Origin of the sequence: Paraburkholderia sp. J11-2, assembly GCF_905220185.1 — a bacterium.
Classification (GTDB): Bacteria; Pseudomonadota; Gammaproteobacteria; order Burkholderiales; family Burkholderiaceae; genus Paraburkholderia.
This window is the reverse complement of sequence record NZ_CAJMYY010000001.1, coordinates 280,535-304,483: the sequence shown is the minus strand read 5'-3', so window position 1 is coordinate 304,483 and position 23,949 is coordinate 280,535. Positions and strand designations below refer to the sequence as shown.

Below are 23,949 nucleotides of genomic sequence, written 5' to 3'. Positions count from 1 at the left end.
CATGACCGCGACTCGCGACAGCCTGGACAACGTAGTGCCGCCGCCCTCGCCTTGCATCAACATCTGCCGCATGGATGAGCGCAGCGGCTTGTGCGAGGGGTGCCTGCGCACCATCGACGAAATTGCCAGCTGGTCCACGCTCGACGAAGCGGCAAAGCGCGCCGTCTGGGACGCGATCGACGCGCGGCACGCCGAATGGGTTGCGCAGCGCTTCGAATCGCAAGGGCGAGCGCAAGGAGAAAAACAATGAACGCGCCCGCCCGCGTCGTCACGCTCGGGGAAACGTTCCGCTCGACGCTTCAGCTCACGCCCGAATCGGTGAAATCGTTCGGACTGCTCGTGAACGACCTGAACCCGCTGCACCACGACGAAGCGTACGCCGCACAAAGCCGCTTTGGCGGCCTGATCGCTTCGGGCACGCAACCCACCGCGCATTTCATGGCGCTGCTCGCCACGCACTACTCGCAGTACGCGCAGCCGCTCGGGCTCGAATTCGACATGAAGCTCAAGCGCGCCGCACACGCGCACGACACGATCACGTTCGAATGGCGCGTGGAAGAAGCGTGGTGGAAGCCGAGCCTGAATGGCGACCTCGTGAAGCTTGTGGGCGAGGCTGTGAACCAGAAAGGCGAACTGCTCGTGGTGGGCCGCGCGACGATCCTCGTCATGCCGAAACCGGAGCACGCGCAAGCATGAGTGCAACGCCCGCACTCCCTGAATCGATTCGCGTTTTCGAGCGCGGCTGGCTCTCGTCGAACAACGTGCTGCTCATCGACGAGGCGCGCGCCGCACTCGTCGATACCGGCTACGCCACGCACGCCGAACAAACCCTCGCGCTCGTGCGCCACGCGCTGGGCCCACGAGCGCTCGACCTGATCGTCAATACGCACCTGCATTCGGACCATTGCGGCGGCAACGCGCAGCTGCAGGCGCACTGGCCCTGCGCGACGCTCATTCCGGCTGCGAGTGCGGCGATCGTGCGCGACTGGGACGAACCGCGTTTGAGCTTTCTCGCCACCGGGCAGACCTGCGAGCGATTCGCGTTCACAGGCACGCTCGGGGCGGGCGAACGGCTCACGCTGGGCGGCTTCGAATGGGAGGTGATCGGCGCACCGGGACACGACCCCGACTCGGTGATGCTCTATGCCGCCGAGCCGCGCCTGCTCATCAGCGCCGATGCGCTTTGGGAACACGGCTTCGGCGTGATTTTTCCCGAGCTCGACGGCGCAAGCGGTTTCGCCGAGCAGCAAGCGGTGCTGGAAGCCATTGCGAAGCTCGACGTGCGCACAGTCATTCCCGGCCACGGCAAGCCGTTCGCTAACGTCGAAGCGGCGCTCGAGCGCGCGTTTTCGCGCCTTGCGTGGCTGCGCGCCGACCCGACACGCAACGCGAAGAACGCGCTCAAGGTGCTGATCGTCTTCAAGCTGCTCGAGGTACGTGCGATGACTTTCGACTCGCTCATGACGATGCTCGAAAGTGCCGCCTCCCTGCGCGCCGCGGCGCAGCAGCTCGCCCCGCGTGGCGCGTGGCCGGCGCTGCTGCGCGAGCTGGCCGGGGAGCTGGCGAAGAGCGGCGCGCTGATCGCGAATGGCGAGCGACTCGAAGCCCCGGCGGCAGCGGTCTAGCCGGGCCGCATAAAAAGGCGAAAAAAAACGCTCGTCCGTTTCCGAACGAGCGTTTGAATTAGCTCTGACGTGATCAAACTGTCAAACCATGATACTCGCGCCAAAAATCCCGAAGCATCGGTGATTTCCCTACAGATGACCTACGGCTGCGGTTTCACGCGCCTCTGCCCGGGTGATTGATCTGGAATACGAATCAAATCAGTAACCCATCTTCAGCCGCGCAAGCTCGAACAGATGCGAGCACAGATAGAGCCCCAAGCCGATCGCGCCGCCGATCACCGTGCCGTTCACGCGAATTTCTTGCAGATCCTTGCCGATTTTGAGCTCGATGAGCCGCGCCGTTTCGCGCGTGTCCCAGTTCTGCACGGTGTCGCGGATGTGATGCGTGAGATAGCGCGCGAAGTCGGGCGCCATGGCGCGCGCGGCGTCCTCGAGGTGACCGTTGAGCGAGGCGCGCAGCTCGGCGTCGGCGGCGAGCGTCTCGCCTAGCCACCGGCCCGTTGCGGCCACCTTCGCGTGCAGTTCGGAGTCCTCTCGCGCGAGATCGTCGCGCAGCCACGCGCGCAGACTGTCCCACAGCGCGCGCGTGTACTCGTTGAGCGCGCTGCCCTCGCGCAGGCTCGCCTTCAGCTCCTCGCCTTTGCGCAGGAAAGCCGGATCGCTCTTGAGCTGCACGATCAGCTTTTCCACCACTTCATCGAACTTGCGACGCAGATGATGCTCGCGATCCCCGCTCACCTGCAGCAGCAGCCGGTTCACCGCGCTCTCCACCACACGCGCGCCGCTCTCGCCAATCCACTCTGTTGGCAGAAACTTCTCGGTCGTCGGATAGTCGCTCTTGAGCCAGTCGACGATGGCCGTTGCGACGAACGCGCGCGTGCCCTCGTCGCGCAGCAGCGCGCCGAGCTGGTCGAGCACCTGGTCAAGCAGTTCCTGGTGGCGGCCGTCTTTGGTGAGCGTGTCGAGAATCGCGCCCGCCGACTTCGAGAGATCAACGCGCTCGAGTGCGGCATGCAGGCCCTCGCGGATGAAGTTCTGGATGCGCGCGTCGTCGGTGAGGCCGAGCACGCCCGACATCATGCGCACCGCGTAATTGCCCAGGCGCTGCGCGTTGATCGGCGCGCTCAGCCACGTGCCAAGCCGCTCGACCGGGTCGTGACGGCGGATCAGACCGACGAGCGAGCCCACGTCGAGAAATTTGTCGCGCACGAAGTTGGCAAGCTCGTCGGCAATGCGATCCTTGTTGCGCGGAATCACGCCCGTGCGCGCCGAAACGAACGGAATCGGCACGCGGCGAAACAGCGCGACTACGGCGAACCAGTCGGCGAGCGCGCCGACCATGGCGGCTTCGCTCACGGCCTTCACGCCATCGATCACGATGCCGGGCGGCGACAGCGCCGTGCCGACGAACACGGCCGCCGCACCGAGCAGCAGCAGCAGCGCGCGGCGCTTGGCGCGCGCGAGTTCGGCTTCGTCCTGGTTGGCGGGAAATTGCGTCATGCGGGGAAAAGGTCGCGGGTTCGAACCGCGCCATTATGCGGCCAGGGCGGCCACCCCCACATGACGAAGCACAGGTGCGTCAGGCGCGCCTCAGGCGCCGGTCACGCCGAACGCGTGTCGCGCCGTTGCGGCACGATCCGCCAGCCGAGATTCACGCCTGCCGCTGCGACCAGGATCAGCGCGGCGCCCACCACCTGGATCCACGCGAGGCGCTGACCGAACGCGAACCAGTCCACGAGGATCGCGACCACCGGGTAGATGAACGAGAGCGCGCCCGTCATCGCTGTGGGCAGCTTCTGGATCGCGCCGTAGAGCAGCACGTACATGATGCCCGTGTGCACGACGCCGAGCGTGACGAGCTGCGCCCAGTGCAGCGGCGTGGCCGGCAGCGTGCCGTAGTGGATGAACGGCGCGAGCGCGAGCGCGCCGAAGGCGAGTTGCACGAGCGCGAGGAGATGCGGCGGCGTGCCCTTCAGATGCCGCGTGATGATCGACGAGATCGCGTAGAGAAACGCCGCGCCCGCCGCGTAGGCCACGCCTTGCAGATACTCGCCGGGCACCGCGAGCACGGCGGGCTGTACCTCGACCACGCACACGAGGCCAAGGAAGGCCACCGCGAGCCACGCGAGCGTCGAGGCGCTCACGCGCTCGCGCAAAATGACCACGCCGAGACCGACGAGCATGAAGGGCTGCGTGTTGTAGACGGCCGTAGCCATGGAGATCGAAGCACGCGAATAGGCGGCGAACAGCAGCACCCAGTTCGCGACGATGGCTGCGCCCCCCAGCACGGCGAGCGCAAGCGTGCGCAGCGGCAGATGCTTGCGGCGCAGCAGGCCGAGCGCGGCGCATACGAGCGTGAGCGTCGCGCCGCCGAGCACGCAGCGCAAGAAGGCGATATTGATCGGGGCCTGCCGCGAGGCGACCACGAGCCAGCCGATGGTGCCGGACATCAGCATCGCGACGATCATCTCGGCCGCGCCGCGGCGAATTTCGGGAGTGGTGGAAGACATCAGCTTGCATCCTCTATATGGCGGACAAAGGGCGCGCAGCCCTTCGCATCTGCCAGCCAGTTTATCGGCTGCAAGGCGGGGAATACATGGCTAAACTTAGGCGAAAGGCAACACTTGCCTTCGATTGAAAGGCTAACCTGGCGGAGCACCCGCGCGATCATGAACCGACGTCCCAACCCAACGCCCGCCGCCGCGCCGCTCGACGACATCGACCGCATGCTGCTCGCGGCGCTCGCCGAGGACGCCCGGGCGAGCGTCGCCGAACTGGCCAAGCACGTGGGGCTTTCGGCGCCGAGCACGTCCGAGCGGCTGCGCCGGCTCGAAGCGCAAGGTGTGATCGGCGGCTATACGGTGCAGATCGATCCGCGCGCGCTTGGCTACACGCTGCAGGCCATCGTGCGCGTGAAGCCGCTGCCCGGGCAATTGCATCTGGTGGAAGAGGTGCTGCGGCGCATTCCCGAATTCGTGGAGTGCGACAAGGTCACGGGCGACGACTGCTTCATCGCCCGGCTTTATCTGCATTCAATCGAACAACTCGACGAGATTCTCGCGAAAGTCACCGAGCGCGCCGAAACCAGCACGGCCATCGTCAAGTCCACACCGGTGCCGCGCCGACTGCCGCCGCTGAGCTGATGCAGTGGTGCGGCGGCCAGGCGCCGCCGCCGCTCATTGCTCCGTAGTCTCGAAGAACGCCAGCATCTCCTCGACCAGCGCGTCGCTCGCCTCCTCGGGAATGTAGTGGCCGCACGGCAGCGCGCGCCCACTCACGTCGCGCGCCACCTTGCGCCATTCGGCGAGCGGGTCGAAGCAGCGCTCGATCACGCCTTCCGCGCCCCACAGCACACGCAGCGGACACGCCACCTTGTTGCCGCGCTCGAGGTCGGCGCGGTCGTGCTCGAGGTCGATGGTCGCGGAGGCGCGGTAGTCCTCGCACATCGCGTGCACCGCGCCCGGCTGGCGCAGCGCCGCGCGGTAGGCGCCGAGCGCCTTCGGCGCGAAGGGTGCGAGGCCCGCGTGGCGGCTGCCCATGACGCGTTCGATATAGACGTCGGGGTTCGCTTCGATGAGCGTTTCCGGCAACGGCTCGGGCTGGATCAGGAAGAACCAGTGGAAGTAGAGCGTGGCGAATTCGCGGTCGGTTTGCTCGTACATGGCGAGCGTGGGTGCGATGTCGAGCAGCATGAGCCGCTCGACCGCGTTCGGGTGGTCGAGCGCCATACGATGCGCGACGCGCGCGCCGCGGTCGTGTGCGCAGACCAGAAAGCGCTCGTGACCGAAGTGGCGCATCACCTCGACCTGGTCGGCCGCCATCGTGCGTTTCGAATAGGCGGCGTGGGTGTCGTCGCTGGCCGGTTTCGAGGAGGCGCCGTAGCCGCGCAGATCCGTCGCGATGACGGTGAAATGCTGTGCGAGCGCCGTGGCGCACCGGTGCCAGATCATGTGAGTTTGCGGATGGCCGTGCAGCAGCAATAGCGGCGGTCCGTCGCCGCCCTTCACGCCGCAGATGTCTACGCCGCCCGCAGTGCGAACGGTGAAAGGCTGGAATCCGTCGAAGGGCATGGGGCTCGTCTCTTGTGTTTGTTGGTCTGCGGTCATTGTATGAGGCGAGCACAACTCGCAAACGTGCTTTTGGGCCCACAACGGTAGAAACCGAACACTCCCTCGAATGCCGCGCGAGAGATGCCCGAACGACCCCAAGCCTATAATCGAACGGCCGTTTTCGCGATCGAATCACGTCGCGATTTCCTGTGCGATTGCGCCTGATCAAGTTAAATCACGCCCAGTCGATACCGGCACCCCGTTCGCGTGCGCCCGCCGCGCCACCTGCCGAAGCGCCGCAAGGAGACCTCCCCATGGCACTCCCCGCCGTCCTGCAAAACCTCTCGCTGCCCGTCGTGGGCTCGCCGATGTTTATCGTCAGCTACCCGCAGCTGGTGCTCGCGCAGTGCAAGGCGGGCATCGTCGGGTCGTTTCCGGCGCTCAACGCGCGACCTGCCGAGGAGCTGGGTGTCTGGCTCACGCAGATCCGGGAGGAACTCACCGCGTACAAGGCCGCGAACCCCGAAGCCGTCATCGGGCCGGTCGCCGTGAACCAGATCGTGCATCAGTCGAATGCGCGGCTCGAGCACGACGTGCGCGTGTGCGTCGAGCACCACGTGCCGATCTTCATCACGAGCCTGCGCGCGCCGCCGCGCGAACTGCTCGACGCCGTGCACAGCTACGGCGGCATCGTGCTGCACGACGTGATCAACCTGCGCCATGCCGCCAAAGCGCTCGAAGCGGGCGTGGACGGCCTGATCCTCGTGGCCGCGGGCGCGGGCGGCCATGCGGGCACAATCTCGCCGTTCGCGCTGGTGGGCGAAGTGCGGCGCATCTTCGACGGCCCGATCGTGCTGTCGGGCGCGATCGCCAACGGCGGCTCGATCCTGGCCGCCCAGGCCATGGGCGCGGATCTCGCCTACATGGGCACGCGCTTCATCGCGACCAAAGAGGCGCACGCGGTGGAGGACTACAAGCACGCCATTCTCGAAGCGAAGGCCGCCGACATCGTCTATACGAACCTCTTCACGGGCGTGCACGGCAACTACATCCGCGAGAGCATCGTGAACGCCGGGCTCGATCCGGATGCGCTGCCCGAGTCGGACAAAACGAAGATGGATTTCGGCGCGGGCACCTCGAAGGCGAAAGCCTGGAAAGACGTGTGGGGCGCAGGCCAGGGCGTGGGCCTGATGGATGACGTGCCCTCCGTGGCCGATCTCATCGAGCGCCTGAGGCGTGAGTATGAAGAGACGAAAGCGCGGCTCGGCGTGAGCCGCTCGGCGTAGCGAGGGCTGACGTCAGCGCGCGGTGGCGGCGCTTCGTGCGGCGTCGGCATTGACCGCCGCCGCGCGGATCGCCTCCACGCCCGGCCACAGTTCGCGCTCCGAAAAGCGCGCGGCCAGGAAGTCGACGAACGAGCGCACCTTCGCCGAAAGATGGCGGCGGCTCGCGTACACGGCGTAGATCGGCAGCTCGCGCGGCGGCAGCGCGTCGACGAGCAGCGGCACGAGGCGCCCTTCGGCGATATCGTCGCCCACCACCTCGGTGCCGAGCATCGAGAGCCCGCCGCCCTGCAACACCACCACGCGCAGCGCCTCCAGGTGATTGACGATGAGGTTGCCGCCCGGCTTCGGCTTCACGCCGCCCGCGCCCTCCGCGAACGGCGCGAGTTCCTGGGCCGACGCCCCCGCGTACTGAACGAAGTTGTGCCGGGCGAGATCGGCCACGGTCTTCGGCACGCCGTGGCGGCGCAAGTACTCCGGCGACGCGCACAGCACGATGTGCGCGGTGGCGAGCGGCCGCGCGATCAACGATGAAGACTTGAGCCCCGAAGGCGCGGCGCGGATCGCCACGTCGAAACCCTCGTCGATCAGCTCGACCACGCGGTCGGAGAGCGTGATGTCGACGGTCACCTGCGGGAATCCGGCTGCGTAGTCGGCAACCGCGCCCATCACATGACGCAGCCCGAACGCCGTGAGCGACGACACGCGCAGCCGCCCCTGCGGCACGACGCTCGCCGCGCCCACCGCCTGGCCGGCTTCGTCGAGCTCCGTGAGCGCCAGCGCCACGCGCTCGTAATACTCGCGCCCCGCCTCGGTGGGCGCGACGCGGCGCGTGGTGCGGTTCAGCAAACGCGCGCCAAGCTGCTGCTCCAGATGCATCACATGCTTGCTCGCCATCGCGGCGGACATGTCCATGCGCTCGGCCGCCGCGACGAAGCTGCCCGCCTCCACCACCTGGCGGAACACTTTCATGCTGACGAGGGTATCCATGGTGCGGCCTTCAACTCGAACATAAATAAACGGGAATCAATCGTCGATATTTTCCTCGTTTTATCAATTGCGGGTGTTGAAACGCGCAGGTACGCCTGGCATCTGGCGGCCCAGAAAGCAAAAAACCCCGCGCTGCACGCAGCGCGGGGTTTGGCTGTCGAACCTTGAACGTCGACCTGAGCGGCAGCGCCGGTCAGAACTTCGCGCGCAGACCCACGCCGTAGGTCTGGCCGCTCGACATGTTGTCGAAGTGGTCGTACATGTACGCCGCGTAGACGTCGGTGCGCTTCGAGAGCGGATAGTCGTAACCGATGGCCGCCGTCTGGCGCGTCTGGTTCAGGCCGCCGCCGTTGCGCGAGTAGGCGTACGAAGCCATGACCGTGCCCGGGCCGACGGGCGCCGTCACGCCACCCTGCGCCGTGTTCACGTGCCAGCTGCCTTCCTGCTGCCAGTTCGCCGTGTACATGTACTGGCCGAAGAACTTCACGAACTTGAGATCGTACGAGAGACCGAGCTGTGCGACGCCCTGGCTCTTCAGGCCGACGATGGTCGTGTCGCCGCTCACGATGCTGCCAATGTCGCCCGGCGTGTTGTTGAAGTTCACGTACTGATAAACGGCGGTGGCAGCAAACGGGCCATGGAAGTACAGACCCTGCACGCTCCACTTCTTCGAGCCGTTCGAGCCGGCCTGGTTGCCGAACGCGTACATCGCCGAGCCCGAGAGGCCGTTGAAGTTCGGCGTGGAGTACTGGACCGCGTTGTTCCAGCCCGAGTCGCCCACCACGCCCTGGTCCGTCGTGTAGGTCGGGAACGTCGAGAGGCCGAGGTACACGTGGTACACCATCGGCGAGAAGGTGTACGAATCGCCAAACGGGTTGAAGAGAATCGTCGAGACGAACAGTTGCGTCGTCAGGCGCCCTGCCGTGACCGTGCCGTACGGCGACTCGAGGCCGACGTACGCGTTGCGCGCGAAGAACGTGTCGCCTTCGAAGCGGCCGAACTGGCCGTTCTGTGCGCGGAAGAAGCTTTCCAGCGTGAAGATCGCCTTGTAGCCGCCACCCAGATCCTCAGAGCCCTTCATGCCCCAGTACGACGTGGACATGCCGCCGCCGCCCACGTTCCAGGCGGTCTGGCCGCCCGGAAATTTCGTCGCCCCGACCCATTCGTCAACCTGGCCATAGAGCTGGACGCTCGACTGCGCAAACGCCGACGAGGACGCGGCGGCAAGAACAGCGGCGAGCGCGCTCGCCTTGAGGGTGGTGCGCAGCACGCGGCTGACCGTTGTATTCATGGGTTCTCCAGTCTTTGTCAAAAAAAGGTGTCGGGCGGCTGAGGCGCTCGCGCAAAGCTTTGTTTTTTCGTCGTTCGCAGGCGTGGCCGTTCTGGGCGGATCCATCTTTGCGGACCATTTATGTGGTCAAAAATAAACGGTGTTATTGCCGGTATATCGGGCGGATTAGTTTGCCGTCCAAAAGACCTGTTTAATCGCTGTCGACTCTGCCTTGCGCTGCGCTGCATCACCGCGACGCGCAGCCTGCCGGGCCGCGCCCAGCGGGGCGCTCCCGCACGCGCGGGGGCTGCCGGTGACGCGCCGCCGAAACGAAAGCGAGATTTCAGACGAAAGGGATCTGTATGACGAGAGATTTCCAAAAAAGTGTGGTATCCACGCGTCAGTTTTCGTAACGTGGACAAACCGGGCTTGTTTTGGACGTGTTTCGGCGGCGCTAGCAGGTCAGTGCCTGAAGCGAATCAACGGGAGAAAACGGGAGAAAAGCGCAGAAAGCGTGAGGCGGGGAGAAAGCGAAAGCGGCCGCGAGGGCAGCGCTCAATTGCGGTAAGGCGAGGGCATGGGCGGGCGCGGGACCTCGCCGCCGTTGCGCGGGAACGGCCGGTAGGTACCGCCGCGCTCTTCGTTGTACCGGGCAACGTCTTCGCGGATCGAGCCCGCGCGCACCGGCGAGTCCGCCGGCGGATGCGGCACCTGGCGCGTTTCCGCGCTCACGGGCGTGATGGGGTTGCCGCGGGGATAGCCGCCGTAGCCGCCGAACGGCGTGCCATAGCTGTAGTCGCGGCGGGGAGCCTGTTGCTGGACTTGCCCTTGCCACTGGTTCGGCGCACGGTTGCCGCCGCGTTCATAGCGGCCGCCCTGATCGGCCACGCGCATGGGCGCTGCGGCGGGGCCGCGGGCGCGCTCGGGAGCGCCGTGGTAGCCGCCGCCCCACGACATGCCGGCCCGCGGCGCGGGCATCGAATGCATGGCAGGCATCGAATGCATGGCGGGCATGGAAGGCGCGCGCGCAAAGCCGCCGCCGCCGCCGTGCCCCGAAAAACCGGGCTGAGCATGGGCGAGCGCAACGAGGGCCGCTAATCCGGCCCCCAAGATCCACTGTCCCAGTTTTGACAACCCTGCGTGCATTGTGACGTTTCGCCTGCCCGACGTTTGCGCTTGGCAACCCGCCACTCGGGCCATGGCGGGCCAGTCCCGGGACGCACGCCGCGCAGCGCGTAACGATTGCCGCCACAACGATTCCGGGCGTCCCTTTGACGGTAATTTATGGGCGTGCCGAATGGGTGTCGAGCCAAAAGATGTTATGCCGCCCGAAGGGTTGTAACACCATGTTACTGCTGGGTTTTCTGGCTCCGGACGCGGCCCGGGAAGGCCGTCCGGCAAGGCTCTTCGGGCAGCCAGGGGAGCGCTCCGCTTGATGCTTGAGCAAGGGCTCAACATCTGAAGAATGCGCGGACTCCTGACGACTTTTGCGGCGCGCGAATGCTCCTCGCACGTCGATGAGGAATCCGGCATAAAGGAGTCATCGATCTTGACGATCCATGCGTATCCGTCATCAATCGATGCTTCAAATGAATTTGCTTTTTCAATCGGCTTGCGCCGACAATAGGCGTTCCGATTCACTCGTTGCACGCACACCGATTGCGCGCAGCCAGCGCCCAGGCGCGCACTAGAGATTGTCCGATGGCACGTCCGAAATTCCTGCCCGATAACTTCACCCTTTGCCTTGTCGGCACGGTGGTTCTTGCGAGCCTGTTCCCGGTGCACGGCCAGGCCGCCACCGGTTTCAACTGGCTGACCAATGTAGCGGTCGGCCTGCTGTTCTTCCTGCACGGCGCCAAGCTTTCGCGCGAGGCGATCGTCGCCGGTGCGACGCACTGGCGCCTGCACATCGTCGTCCTGCTCAGCACCTTCGTGCTCTTTCCCGCGCTAGGGCTCGCGCTCAAGCCCGTGCTTTCGCCGCTCGTCACCCCGGCGCTCTACGCGGGCGTGCTGTTCCTCTGCACGCTGCCTTCCACGGTGCAGTCGTCCATCGCCTTCACCTCGATGGCGCGCGGCAACGTGCCCGCCGCCGTTTGCAGCGCTTCGGCGTCGAGCCTGATCGGGATCTTCGTCACGCCCGCGCTCGTGAGCCTGATCGTCACGAACCAGAACGCGGGCGGCGGCTCGGCCTGGCACACCGTGTGGAACATCGTGCTGCAACTGCTCGTGCCGTTCGTGGCGGGCCAGTTGCTGCGCCCGGTGATCGGCCGCTGGATCGAGCGCAACAAGGGTGTGCTCAAGTTCGTCGATCAGGGCTCGATCCTGCTCGTGGTGTTCGGCGCATTTTCCGAGGCCGTGAACGAAGGGCTTTGGCATCACATCCCGCTCGCCGCGCTCGGCGGGCTGCTCGTCGTGAACGCGGTGCTGCTCGCGCTCGCGCTTGGCATCACGATTTACACGAGCAAGAAGCTCGGGTTCTCGCGCGCCGACCAGATCACCATCATTTTCTGCGGCTCGAAAAAGAGCCTCGCGGCCGGCGTGCCGATGGCGAAGGTGATCTTCGCCTCGAACGCCGTGGGCGCGGTCGTGCTGCCGCTCATGCTGTTCCACCAGATCCAGCTCATGGTGTGCGCGGCGCTCGCCCAGCGCTGGGGCGCCCGCGACATGAGCGCCGAGCGCGCCGCCAGCGCGGGCGACGAATCGCGCGCCGGCGCGGGTGAGCGCACGACGACTGCTACGGCCGCGCGCCGGTAAGCGCCAACGAGCTTCTTCGTTCAGGGCGAGCAATCGTCGCCCTGCTGCAGCAAACGCCGCGGCCAAGCCCCGCGGCGCACCCCTCTCTCCCGCCCGCCTCCCTCCCCACGCATGCGCCACACGTTCAAAACGTGGGCTTCGCTGCACTGTCACCAAAAATTCATTTAATTCATCCGATGATATGCCGTTAAGTTCAACGTCTTCGCCCGTTCTGGCCTGTCCATGTCTGCGTCTGCTCGCGCGCCACTCCATCACGCCACGCCCGGCGTCGGGGCACTGATCGCCCAGCGCCAGCTACGCGCGGTCTTCCAGCCCATTGTCGATTTCGACGGTGGCGCGATCCTCGGCTACGAGGGCCTCATTCGCGGGCCGGCCGGCTCGCCGCTCGAAACGCCCGCCGCCCTCTTCGCGCGCGCCGGCGACGAACACTGCACCGCCGCGCTCGAACGCGCGGCCGCCCGCACCTGCATCGAAACGTTCGCAGGGCTCGACTGCCCCGGCAAGCTGTTCCTCAATTTCAGCGCCGACGCGCTGCGCCAGCTCACCGCCGCCGGCGACGCCGCGCTCGCCCTCTTCGACGGCCCGATCGACCCGACGCGCTTTGTGATCGAACTCACCGAGCAGAGCGCCATCCACGACCTGCGCAACTTCTCCCCCGTGGTGGAAACGTTGCGCGCGGCAGGCGCCCAGTTCGCGCTCGACGACTACGGCACGGCCAACGCCAGCCTCAACCTCTGGGTGCAGCTGCAGCCCGATGTCGTGAAGATCGATCGCTTCTTCATCCATGACATCGCCCACGACGCGCTCAAGTTCGAAGCCGTGCGCGCCATGCAGCATTTCGCGCAGGCGAGCGGCGCGCGCCTCGTGGCGGAAGGCATCGAGAACGCCGCCGACCTGATCGTGCTGCGCGACATGGGCATCGACTGCGGCCAGGGCTTTTTCTTTGGCCGCCCCAACGGTGAGCCGCTGCGCGTGCTCGCACGCGAAGCGCGCGAGGCGATTCGCGCGGACCATATCGCCGTGTTCCCCGAGGCCACGCGCAGCGCCGCCACGCAGCCGGCGGGCGGCGGCGCGCCCGCCAGCAAGATGCTCGTGCGCGCGCCCGCGCTGCCGCGCCACGCGACCAACAACGACGTGCTCGACCTGTTCAACGGCCAGCCCGATCTGCACGCGGTGGCCGTGGTGGAAGACGAAGCGCCCGTTGCGCTCATTAACCGGCGCGCGTTCATGGACCGCTATGCGCTGCCCTACCACCGCGAGCTGTTCGGCAAGAAGGCCTGCCTGCAATTCGCCAACGCGCAGCCGGTGCTGATCGAGCAGTCGATGAGCGTCGAGCAGATGGCTACACTCCTTGCGAGCGACGACCAGCGTTATCTCGCCGATGGCTTCGTGATCACCGACAACGGGCGCTATGCCGGACTCGGCACGGGCGAGAGCCTCGTGCGCGCGGTGACGGAGGTGCGCATCCAGGCCGCGCGATACGCGAATCCGCTCACCTTCCTGCCGGGCAACATTCCGATCAGCTCGCATATCGAGCGCCTGCTCTCGCACGACGCGGGCTTTCACGCGTGCTACGTCGACCTGAACCTGTTCAAGCCCTTCAACGATCAGTACGGCTACTGGCAAGGCGACGAGGTGCTCAAGTTCGCCGCGACGGTGCTCGCCGATGCCTGCGACCCCACACGCGACTTCCTCGGCCATGTGGGCGGCGACGACTTCCTGATCCTGTTCCAGAGCGAGACGTGGCGCGAGCGCGCGCGCCAGGCGATCGAAGCGTTCAACGAAGGCGCGCAGCGCTTCTACGCGCCGGGCGACCGGCTCGCGGGCGGCATTCACGGCGAGGATCGCTATGGCAACGCGACCTTCTTTACCTTCGTGACGATGGCGATAGGCTGCGTGCGCGTCGCGCCGGGCGAAGGCGCACAGCACAGCAGCGACGCCATCGCTTCGCTCGCGGCCCTCGCCAAGCGCCGCGCGAAACAGGAAGCCAGCGGACTCGTCGTGATCGACGGCAGCACGAGCGCCGACCTCCTCCCCACGCTTGGCCCGACGGCAGGCGAAGGCGCCAACGCGTCATAACGGCCGGAATTTTCCCCGGCGGCAGCCCCAAAAAAGCGCGGGCCGGCCGCGCGGCTCATGCCGCGCGCCGGCCCGTTCTGCTTTCGTTTCCTCGCCGCTACGCCGTCGCTAGATCGTCCCCATCAACACCAGCACGACCACCACGATAACGACGATGCCGAGCGTGCCCGAAGGCGCGTAGCCCCACGAGCGGCTGTGCGGCCACGCTGGAAACGCGCCAATGAGCAGCAGGATCAGAATGACCAGAAGCAGGGTGCCGAGCATGATGCCTCCGTACGTCGAATGTGAATGCCCGAGCTTCCGCAATCGCCGTACCCGCAACCGTTTAGTTATTTTTACTAAACACACAAGTTTGCGTTTATTTCATTGTTTACTGGTATTTACCTGGAATTCTCAGCGTAGATCCGGGTTTTTTGGACCAATTTTTACTATACAATCGCCGCACACCTGACCACTCCCGGAACGCTCACCGCGTTCACCGCAAGCCAGGAACCATGGGGACAACCATTCGTGACGTCGCGCAGGCCGCCAACGTGTCGATCGGCACCGTGTCGCGCGCGTTGAAAAACCAGCCAGGCCTTTCCGAAGCCACGCGCGAACGCATTGTCGAAGTCGCGCGCGCGCTCGGCTATGACTGCGCGCAACTGCGCCCGCGCATTCGCCGGCTCACCTTCCTGCTCCATCGCCAGCACAACAACTTCGCGGCAAGCCCGTTCTTCTCGCACGTGCTGCACGGCGTGGAAGACGCCTGCCGCGAACACGGCATCGTGCCCGCGCTGCTCACGGCCGGCCCCGCCGACGACACCGTCCAGCAGTTGCGCCTGCACGCGCCCGACGCCATCGCCGTGGCCGGTTTCGTCGAGCCGGAAATGCTCGCCGCGCTCGTCGCGCTGCAGCGGCCGCTCGTGCTGATCGACCTGTGGGCGCCGGGCCTGCGCTCGGTGAACATCGACAATGCGGCGGGCGCCGCGCTCGCCATGCAGCATCTGTTCGAACTCGGGCGGCGGCGCATTGCGTTCATCGGCGGGTCGCTCGCGCACTACAGCATCGCGCAGCGCGCGCTCGGCTACCGGCGCGCGTTCTTCGAGGCGGGCCTGCTGTTCGACCCGTCGCTCGAAACGACGATCGACGGCGGCCTCGACCCCGACACGGGCGCGTCGCTCGCCATGCAGCGCCTGATCGATGCGGCGCGCGCCGGATACCCAACCCCGCGCCCGCCGCCCGACGCCCTGTTCGCCTACAACGACGCCGCCGCGCTCGCCGCCATGCGCGTGTGCCTCGCCAACGGCCTGCGCGTGCCCGAGGACATCGCGATCATCGGTTTCGACGATATCGCGGGCGCCACGCACGCCACGCCGCCGCTCTCGACGATCGCCGTCGACAAGGAAGCGCTCGGGCGGCGCGGCGTCGAACTGCTGCTCGAAGAAGCGCCTGCCACGAGCGAGATCCGCTTGCCGGTGCAGCTCGTCGCGCGCGCGAGCACCCTGGGTGCGGCGTCATCGAATCTCGTCGCCGCGCACGCTGTCCGTCACACTGCAAGCACGCCGCAGAGCGCCTGAGGCGCTCCGCTGAAAACACGTTGAAACAACGCTGAAGCCACGTCCAAGCCAGAAGAGAACGCCATGACGACGACCGCCGACACCGCCTCCTCCGCCACCGCACATCCCGTTGCCGCGCCCGCCGTCGCGAGCTTTCGCGACCGCGGCTTCCTGCTCGGCCACGTGCAGGACACCCTGCGCTTCTACGCGCCGAACGTGCTCGATCCGTCGGGCGGCTTCTTCCACTACTTCCGCGACGACGGCTCGATCTACAACGCGCATTCGCGCCACCTCGTGAGCAGCTGCCGCTACGTCTTCAACTACGCGATGGCGTATCGCGAGTTCGGCGATCCGCAGCATCTGGAATACGCGCGCCACGGCCTGCAGTTCCTGCGCGAAGGCCACTGGGACCCGCAACTGCAAGGCTACGACTGGGAGATCGACTGGCGCGACGGCAAGAAGCGCGTGCTCGACGCCACGCGCCACTGCTACGGCCTCGCGTTCGTGCTGCTCGCGTACGCGCATGCGGCAATGGCCGGCATCGAGGAAGCGCGGCCGATGATCGGCGCGACCTTCGATCTGATGGAACACCGCTTCTGGGACGGCGCGGCGGGCCTCTATGCCGACGAGGCGAGCGCCGACTGGATCGTCTCGGGCTATCGCGGCCAGAACGCCAACATGCACACGACCGAGGCGCTGCTCGCGGCCTACGAGGCGACGGGCCATCTCGTGTATCTCGACCGCGCCGAGCGCGTCGCGTCGAACGTCACGCTGCGCCAGGCGAAGCTCTCGCAAGGGCTCGTGTGGGAGCACTTTCACGCGGACTGGTCGGTGGACTGGCATTACAACGAGGAAGACAGCTCGAATATCTTCCGCCCGTGGGGCTTCCAGCCGGGCCATCAAACGGAATGGGCGAAGCTGCTGTTGCTGCTCGAGCGTCACCGCCCGCTGCCCTGGCTGCTGCCGCGCGCGATCGAGCTCTTCGACGCCGCCATGGCGCACGCCTGGGACAACGATCACGGCGGCCTTTATTACGGCTTCGGGCCGGACGGCACCGTGTGCGATCACGACAAGTACTTCTGGGTGCAGGCGGAAACCTTCGCCACGGCGGCGCTGCTTGGCAAGCGCACCGGCAACGAGCGCTTCTGGGACTGGTACGACGAGATCTGGCGCTACAGCTGGGCGAATTTCGTCGATCATCGCTACGGTGCGTGGTATCGCATCCTCACCTGCGACAACCGCAAGTACAGTGACGAGAAGAGCCCCGCGGGCAAGACCGACTATCACACCATGGGCGCGTGCTACGAAGCGCTGAACGCGCTGCCCGGACGCGGCATGGCGCCGGTCGTGGGCCGCGAGGAAGCGACCGCCGCCGATGCCGGCATGACGGGCACAAGCGGCCAGAACTAAACAGAGGAAGACGACGATGAGCACCTGCAGCACCGGCCCGGACTTCTCATCCGGCTTCCCGGCCTTCATCTCGGCCGGCGACATCCTCACCGATCTCGTGCGCACGCCTGCGCCCGAAGGCGCGCCGCACAGTTCGCCGCCGGGCGCGCCGGGCATGGACTCGCACTGGCGCGCGCACCCTGGCGGCGCGGGCTGGAACGTTGCGCGCGCGGTCGCGCGCCTCGGGCTGCCCACGGCAAGCGTGGGCGCGCTCGGCGTGGACAACTTCTCTGACGAGCTCTGGAACGCAAGCGTGGCCGCCGGGCTCGACATGCGCTTCATGCAACGCGTGGAGCGCGCGCCGCTGCTCGCGATCGTGCATCAGACGCATCCGCCCGCGTACTACTTCATCGGCGACAACAGCGCCGACCTTGCCTTCGATCCCGCGAAGCTGCCCGAAGGCTGGCGCGCGCATGCGAAGTGGGCGCACTTCGGCTGCATCAGCCTCGTGCGCCAGCCGCTCGGCGAAACGCTCGCCACGCTTGCCGCCGAACTGCGCGCGGCCGGCGTGAAGATCAGCTTCGATCCGAACTACCGCAACCTCATGGCGCACGGCTACGAGCCGATCCTGCGCCGCATGGCCGCGCTCGCCGATCTCATCAAGGTCTCCGACGAAGACCTGCGCATGCTGTTCGCCGGCAAGAGCGAGGCGCAAGCCATCGAAGCCGTGCGCGCGCTCAATCCGGCCGCCACGCTGCTCGTCACGCGCGGCGCGCAGGCGGCCACGCTCTACGCGGGCAACGACGTAATCGAGGCAGCGCCGCCGCGCGTCGAAGTGGCCGATACGGTGGGTGCGGGCGACGCCTCCATCGGCGGCCTGCTGTTCAGCCTCATGAGCACGCCGCAGCGCAACTGGCGCCAGCATCTCGCCTTCGCGCTCGCCGCGGGCGCGGCCGCGTGCCGCCGGCCCGGCGCGTATTCGCCGACGCTCGACGAAGTCGTCGCGCTGCTCGCCGACTGAAGGCGCACGGCAAGGTGAACTGCGAGGCGAACTGCAAGGTGAACTGCGAGGCGAACTGCGAGGCACACGCCGAGGACACGGCGCGGCGCTGACACGAAAGCGCCGCGCCGCCGTCATTTGCATGTCCCGCAGCCGCGCGGGCAACGTGCTAGCATGGAATTTCCCTCTTGTTGCGGGCGAGGCGCGACACTTGCGCGCTTCACCCTGCGCGGCCCGATCCGAGCGGCCCGTCGAGGGGTTTCCTTCCACGAGGAGCACGTTATGGAAGACGTCAGCTACACCAAGGGGATCTACACGGCCGTCGCCTCAGTACGGCCCATGAACGCCGGCCAGTACCAGGGCCTGGTCTCCCTGGCGCGCGACGACGGCGAGGAACTCGAAAACGCGGTGTATGAAGTCGAAGCCGCATCGGGCACGCCGGAAGAGGCTCTCGAAGAAGCCAAGGCGCTGGCGCATCGCATTCTCGGCGAACTCGAACTGTAGGTCGCGCGTTGAAGCCGGCGCCCGCTCAGGGACGGCTGGCAGCGCTGGATGAGACGGGGGGTGCTCTGCATGGGGCCGCGCAGTGTGCGGTCGACAGCCCTGCATGGGACCGGAGTCAGTGCTAAAGCGCTCACTCCGGATCGACAGGAGGTTAGCCATGTCCGAACAGCTCTTTCTATACGGCGTCTACGCCATCCACGTGCATCCGCTCGAACTGCAGGGCGCTCGCTGGGACGCCGAGTATCAAATCACGCATCGCGACAAGGCCGTGCAACCGTGGGTCACAGTCGGCGGCAACGCGGGCTTCGACGCGCCCACGCAAGCCGTCGACGCCGCACGCCGCCAGGCTATCGCCGATATCGAACACGGCGCGGGCATTCCCAAGCCGCACGGATTTCCGTAAACCCAACGCGCGCCACTACCGCTCACTCCCGCCCGCGCTGCGGGCGTGAGGCGCTAGCGCATCGTCCCAGCATCGCTTCCCCCATACCGTCTTGCGGTACGCTTGACGTGTCGCGTCGTTGTCGCGTCGTTGTCGCGTCGTTGCCGCGTCGCTTTGGCATGGCTACGCTCCCTATCCCGATTCAGAACCGCAGGAACACCATGACGCCCGAAACGCCGGAGCGCGTCGCAAACCAGGAAGCGGCCCAGCAAGCCGAGGCGGCGCCGCAGGATTCGCCGGGTGTGGACATGGCCGCCTGCACGTCCGAAACGCCTGCGGGACCAAAGCAGAAAGCGCGGCGCGGCACGCCGCGCAAGCTGATGGTCGGCTCGCGCGAGGTGCTCGTCTACGGCATGCCGCAGGCCTGGGGCGACTTCTATCACTCGGCGCTCACCATGCGCTGGCCCACCTTCTTCGCCTCGCTCGCGGCCCTCTTCCTGTTCATGAACGGCGTGTTCGCGTGCCTCTACCAGCTCGGCACCGCACCCATCGCCAACCAGTACCCGAAGGGCTTTCTCGGCGCGTTCTTCTTCAGCGTGGAGACGCTTGCGACCGTCGGCTACGGCGACATGCATCCGCAAACGATCTACGCGCACATCGTCGCCACGCTTGAAATCTTCGTCGGCATGTCGGGCATCGCCTTGGCCACGGGTCTCGTGTTCGCGCGCTTCTCGCGTCCGCGCGCGAAGATCATGTTCGCGCGCCAGGTGGTGGTGCACCCCATCGAAGGCCGCATGACGCTGATGGTGCGCGCCGCCAACGCGCGTCAGAACGTGATCGCCGAAGCGGGCGCGAAGCTGCGGCTCATCCGCATCGAAACCTCGTCGGACGGCTTTCGCGCGCGGCGCATTCACGACCTCAAGCTCGTGCGCGACCAGCATCCGCTCTTCACGCTGGGCTGGAATCTCATGCACGTGATCGACGAGTCGAGCCCGCTTTACGGCGCGACGCCCGAGATGCTGGCCGAGCAGCACGCCACGCTGCATGTCGTGATCGAGGGCTCCGACGAGTCCACCGCGCAGACCATGCAGGCACGCTTTAGCTGGTCGGACCGGCAGATCCGCTGGCAGTACCGCTACGTCGACCTGATGAGCGACGCGGACGGCGTGAGCACGATGGACTACACGCACTTTCACGATGTCGTGCCGTTCGACGGGGCGAGAGCCTTCGGGCCCCGCGTGATCTGACAGACTTCCCCGAAGGCCGATGCAAACGGGATCGCGCCGAGGCCGGGAAGATCTCTCTCCAAATTCGCCCGGCGTGGGCAGGCTCTCGCGCGAATAACCAGCCGTGCCGGAGAGTTAGCAAAAAATTTCCGTCATTGGCGAGAAAAAATAGAGTCTCTTTCGCCGCTCTGTGATCGGGGCCATGCGAATGCACTAGAAACGGAGACTCCCCCAATGACCGCGCGCCCCGCGTTTGGCGACACGCCGCCTCTCGCCGATTACAAGCTCACCGACAACCTCACCGCCACGCGCGGCCGCATCTTCCTGACCGGCACGCAGGCGTTGATCCGCCTGCCGCTCATGCAGCGCGCGCTCGACCGCGCGCATGGCCTGAACACGGCTGGCTTCATCAGCGGCTATCGCGGCTCGCCGCTCGGCATGGTCGACCAGCAGGCGTGGAAGGCGAAGAAACTGCTCGAAGCCGCCGACGTGCGCTTCCTGCCCGCCATCAACGAGGAACTGGGCGGCACGGCCGTGCTCGGCACGCAGCGCGTGGAAGCCGACCCCGAGCGCACCGTCGAAGGCGTGTTCGCGATGTGGTACGGCAAGGGCCCGGGCGTGGACCGCGCCGGTGACGCGCTCAAACACGGCAACGCCTACGGCTCGTCGCCGCATGGCGGCGTGCTGGTCGTGGCCGGCGACGATCACGGCTGCGTGTCGTCGTCCATGCCGCATCAGAGCGACTTCGCGATGATGTCGTGGCACATGCCGGTCGTGAATCCGTCGAACATCGCCGACATGCTCGAATTCGGCCTGTATGGCTGGGCGCTCTCGCGCTACTCGGGCGCGTGGGTGGGCTACAAGGCGATTTCGGAAACGGTGGAGTCGGGCTCGACCGTCGATCTCGATGCCATCAAGACCGACTGGCAAGCACCGGAGGGCTTCACCGCGCCGCCCGGCGGCCTGCACAACCGCTGGCCCGATCTGCCGAGCCTCGCCATCGAGCAGCGTCTGGCCGCCAAGCTCGACGCCGTGCGCCACTTCGCGCGCATGAACAGCATCGACAAGTGGATCGCGCCGAGCCCGCACGCGAACGTGGGCATCGTCACCTGCGGCAAGGCGCACCTCGACCTGATGGAAACGCTGCGCCGCCTCGATCTCACCATCGAGGATCTCGATAAAGCCGGCGTGCGCGTCTACAAGGTGGGCCTGTCGTTCCCGCTGGAAATGTCGCGTATCGACGCGTTCGTCGCGGGCCTCACCGACGTGCTCGTGATCGAAGAAAAAGGCCCGGTGATCGAGCAGCAGATCAAGGACTACCTCTACAACCGCAAGGAAGGCGCGCGCCCCACTGTCATCGGCAAGCACGCCGAGGACGGCACGCTGCTGCTCTCCGAGCTTGGCGAGCTGCGCCCCTCGCGCATCCTGCCGGTGTTCGCCGCGTGGCTCGCGAAGCACCGGCCGGCGCTCGACCGCCGCGAGCGCGTGGTGGATCTCGTCGCGCCGCAAATCCTCTCGAACGCCGCCGATGCCGTGCGCCGCACACCGTACTTCTGCTCGGGCTGCCCGCACAACACGTCGACGAAGGTGCCGGAAGGCTCGATCGCGCAGGCCGGCATTGGCTGCCACTTCATGGCTTCGTGGATGGAGCGCGACACCACCGGCCTGATCCAGATGGGCGGCGAAGGCGTGGACTGGGCCGCGCATTCGATGTTCACGAAGATGCCGCACGTGTTCCAGAATCTCGGTGACGGCACCTACTTTCATTCAGGGATCCTCGCTATCCGTCAGGCCGTGGCGGCGAAGACCAACATCACCTACAAGATCCTTTACAACGACGCCGTGGCGATGACGGGCGGCCAGCCCGTGGACGGCAGCATCTCCGTGCCGCAGATCGCGCGCCAGGTGGAGGCCGAAGGCGTCTCGCGCTTCGTGGTGGTGAGCGACGAGCCCGAGAAGTACGACGGCCATCACGGCCTGTTCCCGAAGGGCACGACGTTCCATCACCGCAGCGAACTGGACACCGTGCAACGCGAGCTGCGCGAAACGCCGGGCGTGACCGTGCTGATCTACGATCAAACGTGCGCGGCTGAAAAGCGCCGCCGCCGCAAGAAAGGCGAATTCCCCGACCCGGACAAGCGCCTCTTCATCAACGAGGAAGTGTGCGAAGGCTGCGGCGACTGCGGCGTGCAGTCGAACTGTCTTTCGGTCGAACCGGTGGAAACGGAACTGGGCCGCAAGCGCCGCATCGACCAGTCGTCGTGCAACAAGGACTATTCGTGCGTGAACGGCTTCTGCCCGAGCTTCGTGACCATCGAGGGCGGCAAGCTCAAGAAGGCCGCGGGGGCCGCGTTCGATCCGCAGGCGCTGACTGCGCGCGTCAATGCGCTGCCGATGCCGGCTACGCACCTGGACAACGCGCCCTACGACATTCTCGTAACGGGCGTGGGCGGCACGGGTGTCGTGACCGTGGGCGCGCTCATCAGCATGGCCGCGCATCTGGAAGGCAAGAGCGCTTCGGTGCTCGACTTCATGGGCTTCGCGCAGAAAGGCGGCTCGGTGCTCTCGTTCGTGCGCTTCGCGGCGACCGACGCGCTGCTCAACCAGGTGCGCATCGACACGCAGCAGGCCGACCTGCTGCTCGCCTGCGACATGGTGGTGGGCGCGAGCGCCGACGCGCTGCAAACGGTGCGTCACGATCGCACGCGCATTGTCGTGAACACGCATGAGATTCCGAATGCGTCGTTCGTGCAGAACCCCGAAGCGAACCTGCACGCCGACGCGCTGCTCGCGAAGATGCGTCACGCGGCGACCAACGGCGCAACGCCCGCGCAAGATCCGCTTGCCGCGTGCGATGCGCAAGCGCTCGCACAGCGCTATCTCGGCGACACGATCGGCGCGAACATCGTGATGCTCGGTTTTGCGTGGCAACTGGGCCTCGTGCCGGTATCGCTTGCGGCGCTCACGCGCGCCATCGAGCTGAACAACGTGGCCGTGAAGGCGAACCTGTTCGCGTTCTCCATCGGCCGCATGGCTGCCGCCGAGCCAGCCGCGCTCGAAGCGCTCGACTCGCAACGCGCGGCGGCTGCCAAGGCCACGGCGCGCAAGCTCACGCAAACGCTCGACGAACTGATCGCCGATCGCGAAACGCGTCTGCTCGCCTACGGTGGCGCGAGCTACGTGAAGCGCTATCGTGCACTGGTCGATGCCGCTCGCAGCGCGGACAAGACCGCCGAGCAAACGCTCGCTCGCGCCGTCGCGACCACGTTCTATCGGCTGCTCGCCGTGAAGGACGAATACGAAGTCGCGCGCCTGCACACCGACCCGGCGTTCCGCGCCGCGCTCGAAGCGCAGTTCGAAGGCACGGCGGGCAGCGACTTCACCGTGAAGTTCAACCTCGCGCCGCCGCTCATCGCGCGTGAGAAGAACGGCCAGCCGCCGCGCAAGATGCAGTTCGGCCAGTGGCTGTGGAGCGCGCTCGGGCTGCTGAAGAAGGGGCGCAGCGTGCGCGGCACGTGGCTCGATCCGTTCGGCAAGACGTTGGAGCGACGCATGGAACGCGCACTGGCCGGCGACTACGAGGCGACGCTGCGCGGTGCGTTCGCCAGCCTCACCGCCGAAAACGCCGACGACATCGCCAAGCTCGCCAACCTGCATCAGCGTGTGCGTGGCTATGGGCACGTGAAGCTTGCGAACCTCGCGGCGGTGAAGCGCAGCGAGCGCGAACTGGCTGCGCGCCTTGCCATCGAGGTGAAGACAAGCGCTGCTGTGCAGGAAGCACTCGCTTCGTTCAAGGGCGTGGGCGCGTTGCGCGGCATCCCGGTGGTGGTGGCGAAGTAAGCCGAAGCGAAGTCAGGAAG

At 66.5% G+C, this 23,949-nt stretch carries 21 protein-coding genes; 14 read left to right on the top strand and 7 right to left on the bottom strand.

The genetic code is table 11. The annotated features are described in order from the left end of the window. Position 1 precedes the first annotated feature (1 nt). Genes U5A57_RS01380 through U5A57_RS01370 form a run of 3 tightly spaced genes read left to right on the top strand, consistent with a single transcriptional unit; the run spans position 2 to position 1,625 of the window. A complete protein-coding gene (locus U5A57_RS01380; RefSeq protein WP_321907500.1) occupies positions 2-250 on the top strand; it encodes a DUF1289 domain-containing protein in 249 nt (82 codons plus the stop codon). Next, positions 247-696: a MaoC family dehydratase gene (locus U5A57_RS01375; RefSeq protein WP_321907499.1), complete on the top strand. Its 450-nt coding sequence runs from the start codon at positions 247-249 to the stop codon at positions 694-696. Before U5A57_RS01380 ends, U5A57_RS01375 begins: the two co-directional genes overlap by 4 nt. Continuing rightward, positions 693-1,625 (top strand): MBL fold metallo-hydrolase, encoded by a 933-nt coding sequence (locus U5A57_RS01370; protein ID WP_321907498.1) that lies wholly within the window; start codon positions 693-695, stop codon positions 1,623-1,625. The genes U5A57_RS01375 and U5A57_RS01370 overlap by 4 nt, the downstream gene beginning before the upstream one ends. A 198-nt stretch (positions 1,626-1,823) precedes the next feature. Here the strand turns inward: U5A57_RS01370 and U5A57_RS01365 are convergent, their stop codons facing one another. Further along, positions 1,824-3,125 (bottom strand): DUF445 domain-containing protein, encoded by a 1,302-nt coding sequence (locus U5A57_RS01365; protein WP_321907497.1) that lies wholly within the window; start codon positions 3,123-3,125, stop codon positions 1,824-1,826. Between the two features lie 101 nt (positions 3,126-3,226). Beyond that, positions 3,227-4,135: a DMT family transporter gene (locus U5A57_RS01360; protein ID WP_321907496.1), complete on the bottom strand. Its 909-nt coding sequence runs from the start codon at positions 4,133-4,135 to the stop codon at positions 3,227-3,229. A gap of 159 nt (positions 4,136-4,294) precedes the next feature. Between U5A57_RS01360 and U5A57_RS01355 the strand changes: the two genes are divergently transcribed. Then, positions 4,295-4,768: an Lrp/AsnC family transcriptional regulator gene (locus tag U5A57_RS01355; protein ID WP_321907495.1), complete on the top strand. Its 474-nt coding sequence runs from the start codon at positions 4,295-4,297 to the stop codon at positions 4,766-4,768. Between the two features lie 33 nt (positions 4,769-4,801). Here the strand turns inward: U5A57_RS01355 and U5A57_RS01350 are convergent, their stop codons facing one another. Continuing rightward, positions 4,802-5,695: an alpha/beta hydrolase gene (locus U5A57_RS01350; RefSeq protein WP_321907494.1), complete on the bottom strand. Its 894-nt coding sequence runs from the start codon at positions 5,693-5,695 to the stop codon at positions 4,802-4,804. 293 nt (positions 5,696-5,988) lie between these two features. On the opposite strand from U5A57_RS01350, the gene U5A57_RS01345 reads away from it, so the two are divergent. Beyond that, the gene (locus U5A57_RS01345) at positions 5,989-6,960 is read left to right on the top strand and encodes a nitronate monooxygenase family protein (protein WP_321907492.1); all 972 of its coding nucleotides are present in this window, start codon (positions 5,989-5,991) and stop codon (positions 6,958-6,960) included. A gap of 12 nt (positions 6,961-6,972) precedes the next feature. Here U5A57_RS01345 and U5A57_RS01340 read toward each other — a convergent pair whose 3' ends face one another. The 3 genes from U5A57_RS01340 to U5A57_RS01330 form a co-directional block, all read right to left on the bottom strand. Next, positions 6,973-7,947: a LysR family transcriptional regulator gene (locus U5A57_RS01340; RefSeq protein ID WP_321907491.1), complete on the bottom strand. Its 975-nt coding sequence runs from the start codon at positions 7,945-7,947 to the stop codon at positions 6,973-6,975. 193 nt (positions 7,948-8,140) lie between these two features. Continuing rightward, complete coding sequence (locus U5A57_RS01335) at positions 8,141-9,238, bottom strand: porin (protein ID WP_321907490.1); 1,098 nt, start codon at positions 9,236-9,238, stop codon at positions 8,141-8,143. A gap of 534 nt (positions 9,239-9,772) precedes the next feature. Continuing rightward, complete coding sequence (locus tag U5A57_RS01330) at positions 9,773-10,327, bottom strand: hypothetical protein (protein WP_321907488.1); 555 nt, start codon at positions 10,325-10,327, stop codon at positions 9,773-9,775. A gap of 591 nt (positions 10,328-10,918) precedes the next feature. Here U5A57_RS01330 and U5A57_RS01325 point away from each other — a divergent pair. Both U5A57_RS01325 and U5A57_RS01320 read left to right on the top strand, forming a co-directional pair. Beyond that, positions 10,919-11,971 (top strand): bile acid:sodium symporter family protein, encoded by a 1,053-nt coding sequence (locus tag U5A57_RS01325; protein WP_321907487.1) that lies wholly within the window; start codon positions 10,919-10,921, stop codon positions 11,969-11,971. A gap of 222 nt (positions 11,972-12,193) precedes the next feature. Beyond that, on the top strand, positions 12,194-14,050 hold the full coding sequence (locus U5A57_RS01320) for a phosphodiesterase (RefSeq protein ID WP_321907486.1): 1,857 nt from the start codon (positions 12,194-12,196) through the stop codon (positions 14,048-14,050). Positions 14,051-14,158: 108 nt separating this feature from the next. Here U5A57_RS01320 and U5A57_RS01315 read toward each other — a convergent pair whose 3' ends face one another. After that, entirely contained in the window at positions 14,159-14,314 is a 156-nt protein-coding gene (locus tag U5A57_RS01315; protein ID WP_042296285.1) for a DUF3309 family protein, read from the bottom strand. 230 nt (positions 14,315-14,544) lie between these two features. Here U5A57_RS01315 and U5A57_RS01310 point away from each other — a divergent pair, with 230 nt between their 5' ends. From U5A57_RS01310 to U5A57_RS01280, 7 genes are all read left to right on the top strand, one after another. Next, positions 14,545-15,609 (top strand): LacI family DNA-binding transcriptional regulator, encoded by a 1,065-nt coding sequence (locus U5A57_RS01310; RefSeq protein WP_321907485.1) that lies wholly within the window; start codon positions 14,545-14,547, stop codon positions 15,607-15,609. A gap of 63 nt (positions 15,610-15,672) precedes the next feature. Beyond that, the gene (locus tag U5A57_RS01305; protein ID WP_321907484.1) at positions 15,673-16,998 is read left to right on the top strand and encodes an AGE family epimerase/isomerase; all 1,326 of its coding nucleotides are present in this window, start codon (positions 15,673-15,675) and stop codon (positions 16,996-16,998) included. A 16-nt stretch (positions 16,999-17,014) separates the two neighbouring features. Further along, positions 17,015-17,998, top strand: a complete 984-nt coding sequence (locus U5A57_RS01300) for a carbohydrate kinase (protein WP_321907482.1) — start codon at positions 17,015-17,017, stop codon at positions 17,996-17,998. Positions 17,999-18,259: 261 nt separating this feature from the next. Then, on the top strand, positions 18,260-18,481 hold the full coding sequence (locus tag U5A57_RS01295; RefSeq protein ID WP_028201740.1) for a hypothetical protein: 222 nt from the start codon (positions 18,260-18,262) through the stop codon (positions 18,479-18,481). A gap of 157 nt (positions 18,482-18,638) precedes the next feature. Continuing rightward, on the top strand, positions 18,639-18,884 hold the full coding sequence (locus U5A57_RS01290; RefSeq protein WP_042265602.1) for a hypothetical protein: 246 nt from the start codon (positions 18,639-18,641) through the stop codon (positions 18,882-18,884). A gap of 287 nt (positions 18,885-19,171) precedes the next feature. Continuing rightward, positions 19,172-20,110, top strand: a complete 939-nt coding sequence (locus tag U5A57_RS01285; RefSeq protein WP_321907809.1) for an ion channel — start codon at positions 19,172-19,174, stop codon at positions 20,108-20,110. Between the two features lie 213 nt (positions 20,111-20,323). Then, positions 20,324-23,929 (top strand): indolepyruvate ferredoxin oxidoreductase family protein, encoded by a 3,606-nt coding sequence (locus tag U5A57_RS01280; protein ID WP_321907481.1) that lies wholly within the window; start codon positions 20,324-20,326, stop codon positions 23,927-23,929. The last annotated feature ends 20 nt before the right edge of the window (positions 23,930-23,949 follow it).

What these genes read in the sequence shown, in the direction of transcription:
- U5A57_RS01380 (WP_321907500.1), top strand. Translation starts at nt 2, where the DNA reads ATGACCGCGACTCGCGACAGCCTGGACAACGTAGTGCCGCCGCCCTCG.
- U5A57_RS01375 (WP_321907499.1), top strand. Translation starts at nt 247, where the DNA reads ATGAACGCGCCCGCCCGCGTCGTCACGCTCGGGGAAACGTTCCGCTCG.
- U5A57_RS01370 (WP_321907498.1), top strand. Translation starts at nt 693, where the DNA reads ATGAGTGCAACGCCCGCACTCCCTGAATCGATTCGCGTTTTCGAGCGC.
- U5A57_RS01365 (WP_321907497.1), bottom strand. Translation starts at nt 3,125, where the DNA reads ATGACGCAATTTCCCGCCAACCAGGACGAAGCCGAACTCGCGCGCGCC.
- U5A57_RS01360 (WP_321907496.1), bottom strand. Translation starts at nt 4,135, where the DNA reads ATGTCTTCCACCACTCCCGAAATTCGCCGCGGCGCGGCCGAGATGATC.
- U5A57_RS01355 (WP_321907495.1), top strand. Translation starts at nt 4,295, where the DNA reads ATGAACCGACGTCCCAACCCAACGCCCGCCGCCGCGCCGCTCGACGAC.
- U5A57_RS01350 (WP_321907494.1), bottom strand. Translation starts at nt 5,695, where the DNA reads ATGCCCTTCGACGGATTCCAGCCTTTCACCGTTCGCACTGCGGGCGGC.
- U5A57_RS01345 (WP_321907492.1), top strand. Translation starts at nt 5,989, where the DNA reads ATGGCACTCCCCGCCGTCCTGCAAAACCTCTCGCTGCCCGTCGTGGGC.
- U5A57_RS01340 (WP_321907491.1), bottom strand. Translation starts at nt 7,947, where the DNA reads ATGGATACCCTCGTCAGCATGAAAGTGTTCCGCCAGGTGGTGGAGGCG.
- U5A57_RS01335 (WP_321907490.1), bottom strand. Translation starts at nt 9,238, where the DNA reads ATGAATACAACGGTCAGCCGCGTGCTGCGCACCACCCTCAAGGCGAGC.
- U5A57_RS01325 (WP_321907487.1), top strand. Translation starts at nt 10,919, where the DNA reads ATGGCACGTCCGAAATTCCTGCCCGATAACTTCACCCTTTGCCTTGTC.
- U5A57_RS01320 (WP_321907486.1), top strand. Translation starts at nt 12,194, where the DNA reads ATGTCTGCGTCTGCTCGCGCGCCACTCCATCACGCCACGCCCGGCGTC.
- U5A57_RS01315 (WP_042296285.1), bottom strand. Translation starts at nt 14,314, where the DNA reads ATGCTCGGCACCCTGCTTCTGGTCATTCTGATCCTGCTGCTCATTGGC.
- U5A57_RS01310 (WP_321907485.1), top strand. Translation starts at nt 14,545, where the DNA reads ATGGGGACAACCATTCGTGACGTCGCGCAGGCCGCCAACGTGTCGATC.
- U5A57_RS01305 (WP_321907484.1), top strand. Translation starts at nt 15,673, where the DNA reads ATGACGACGACCGCCGACACCGCCTCCTCCGCCACCGCACATCCCGTT.
- U5A57_RS01300 (WP_321907482.1), top strand. Translation starts at nt 17,015, where the DNA reads ATGAGCACCTGCAGCACCGGCCCGGACTTCTCATCCGGCTTCCCGGCC.
- U5A57_RS01295 (WP_028201740.1), top strand. Translation starts at nt 18,260, where the DNA reads ATGGAAGACGTCAGCTACACCAAGGGGATCTACACGGCCGTCGCCTCA.
- U5A57_RS01290 (WP_042265602.1), top strand. Translation starts at nt 18,639, where the DNA reads ATGTCCGAACAGCTCTTTCTATACGGCGTCTACGCCATCCACGTGCAT.
- U5A57_RS01285 (WP_321907809.1), top strand. Translation starts at nt 19,172, where the DNA reads ATGGCCGCCTGCACGTCCGAAACGCCTGCGGGACCAAAGCAGAAAGCG.
- U5A57_RS01280 (WP_321907481.1), top strand. Translation starts at nt 20,324, where the DNA reads ATGACCGCGCGCCCCGCGTTTGGCGACACGCCGCCTCTCGCCGATTAC.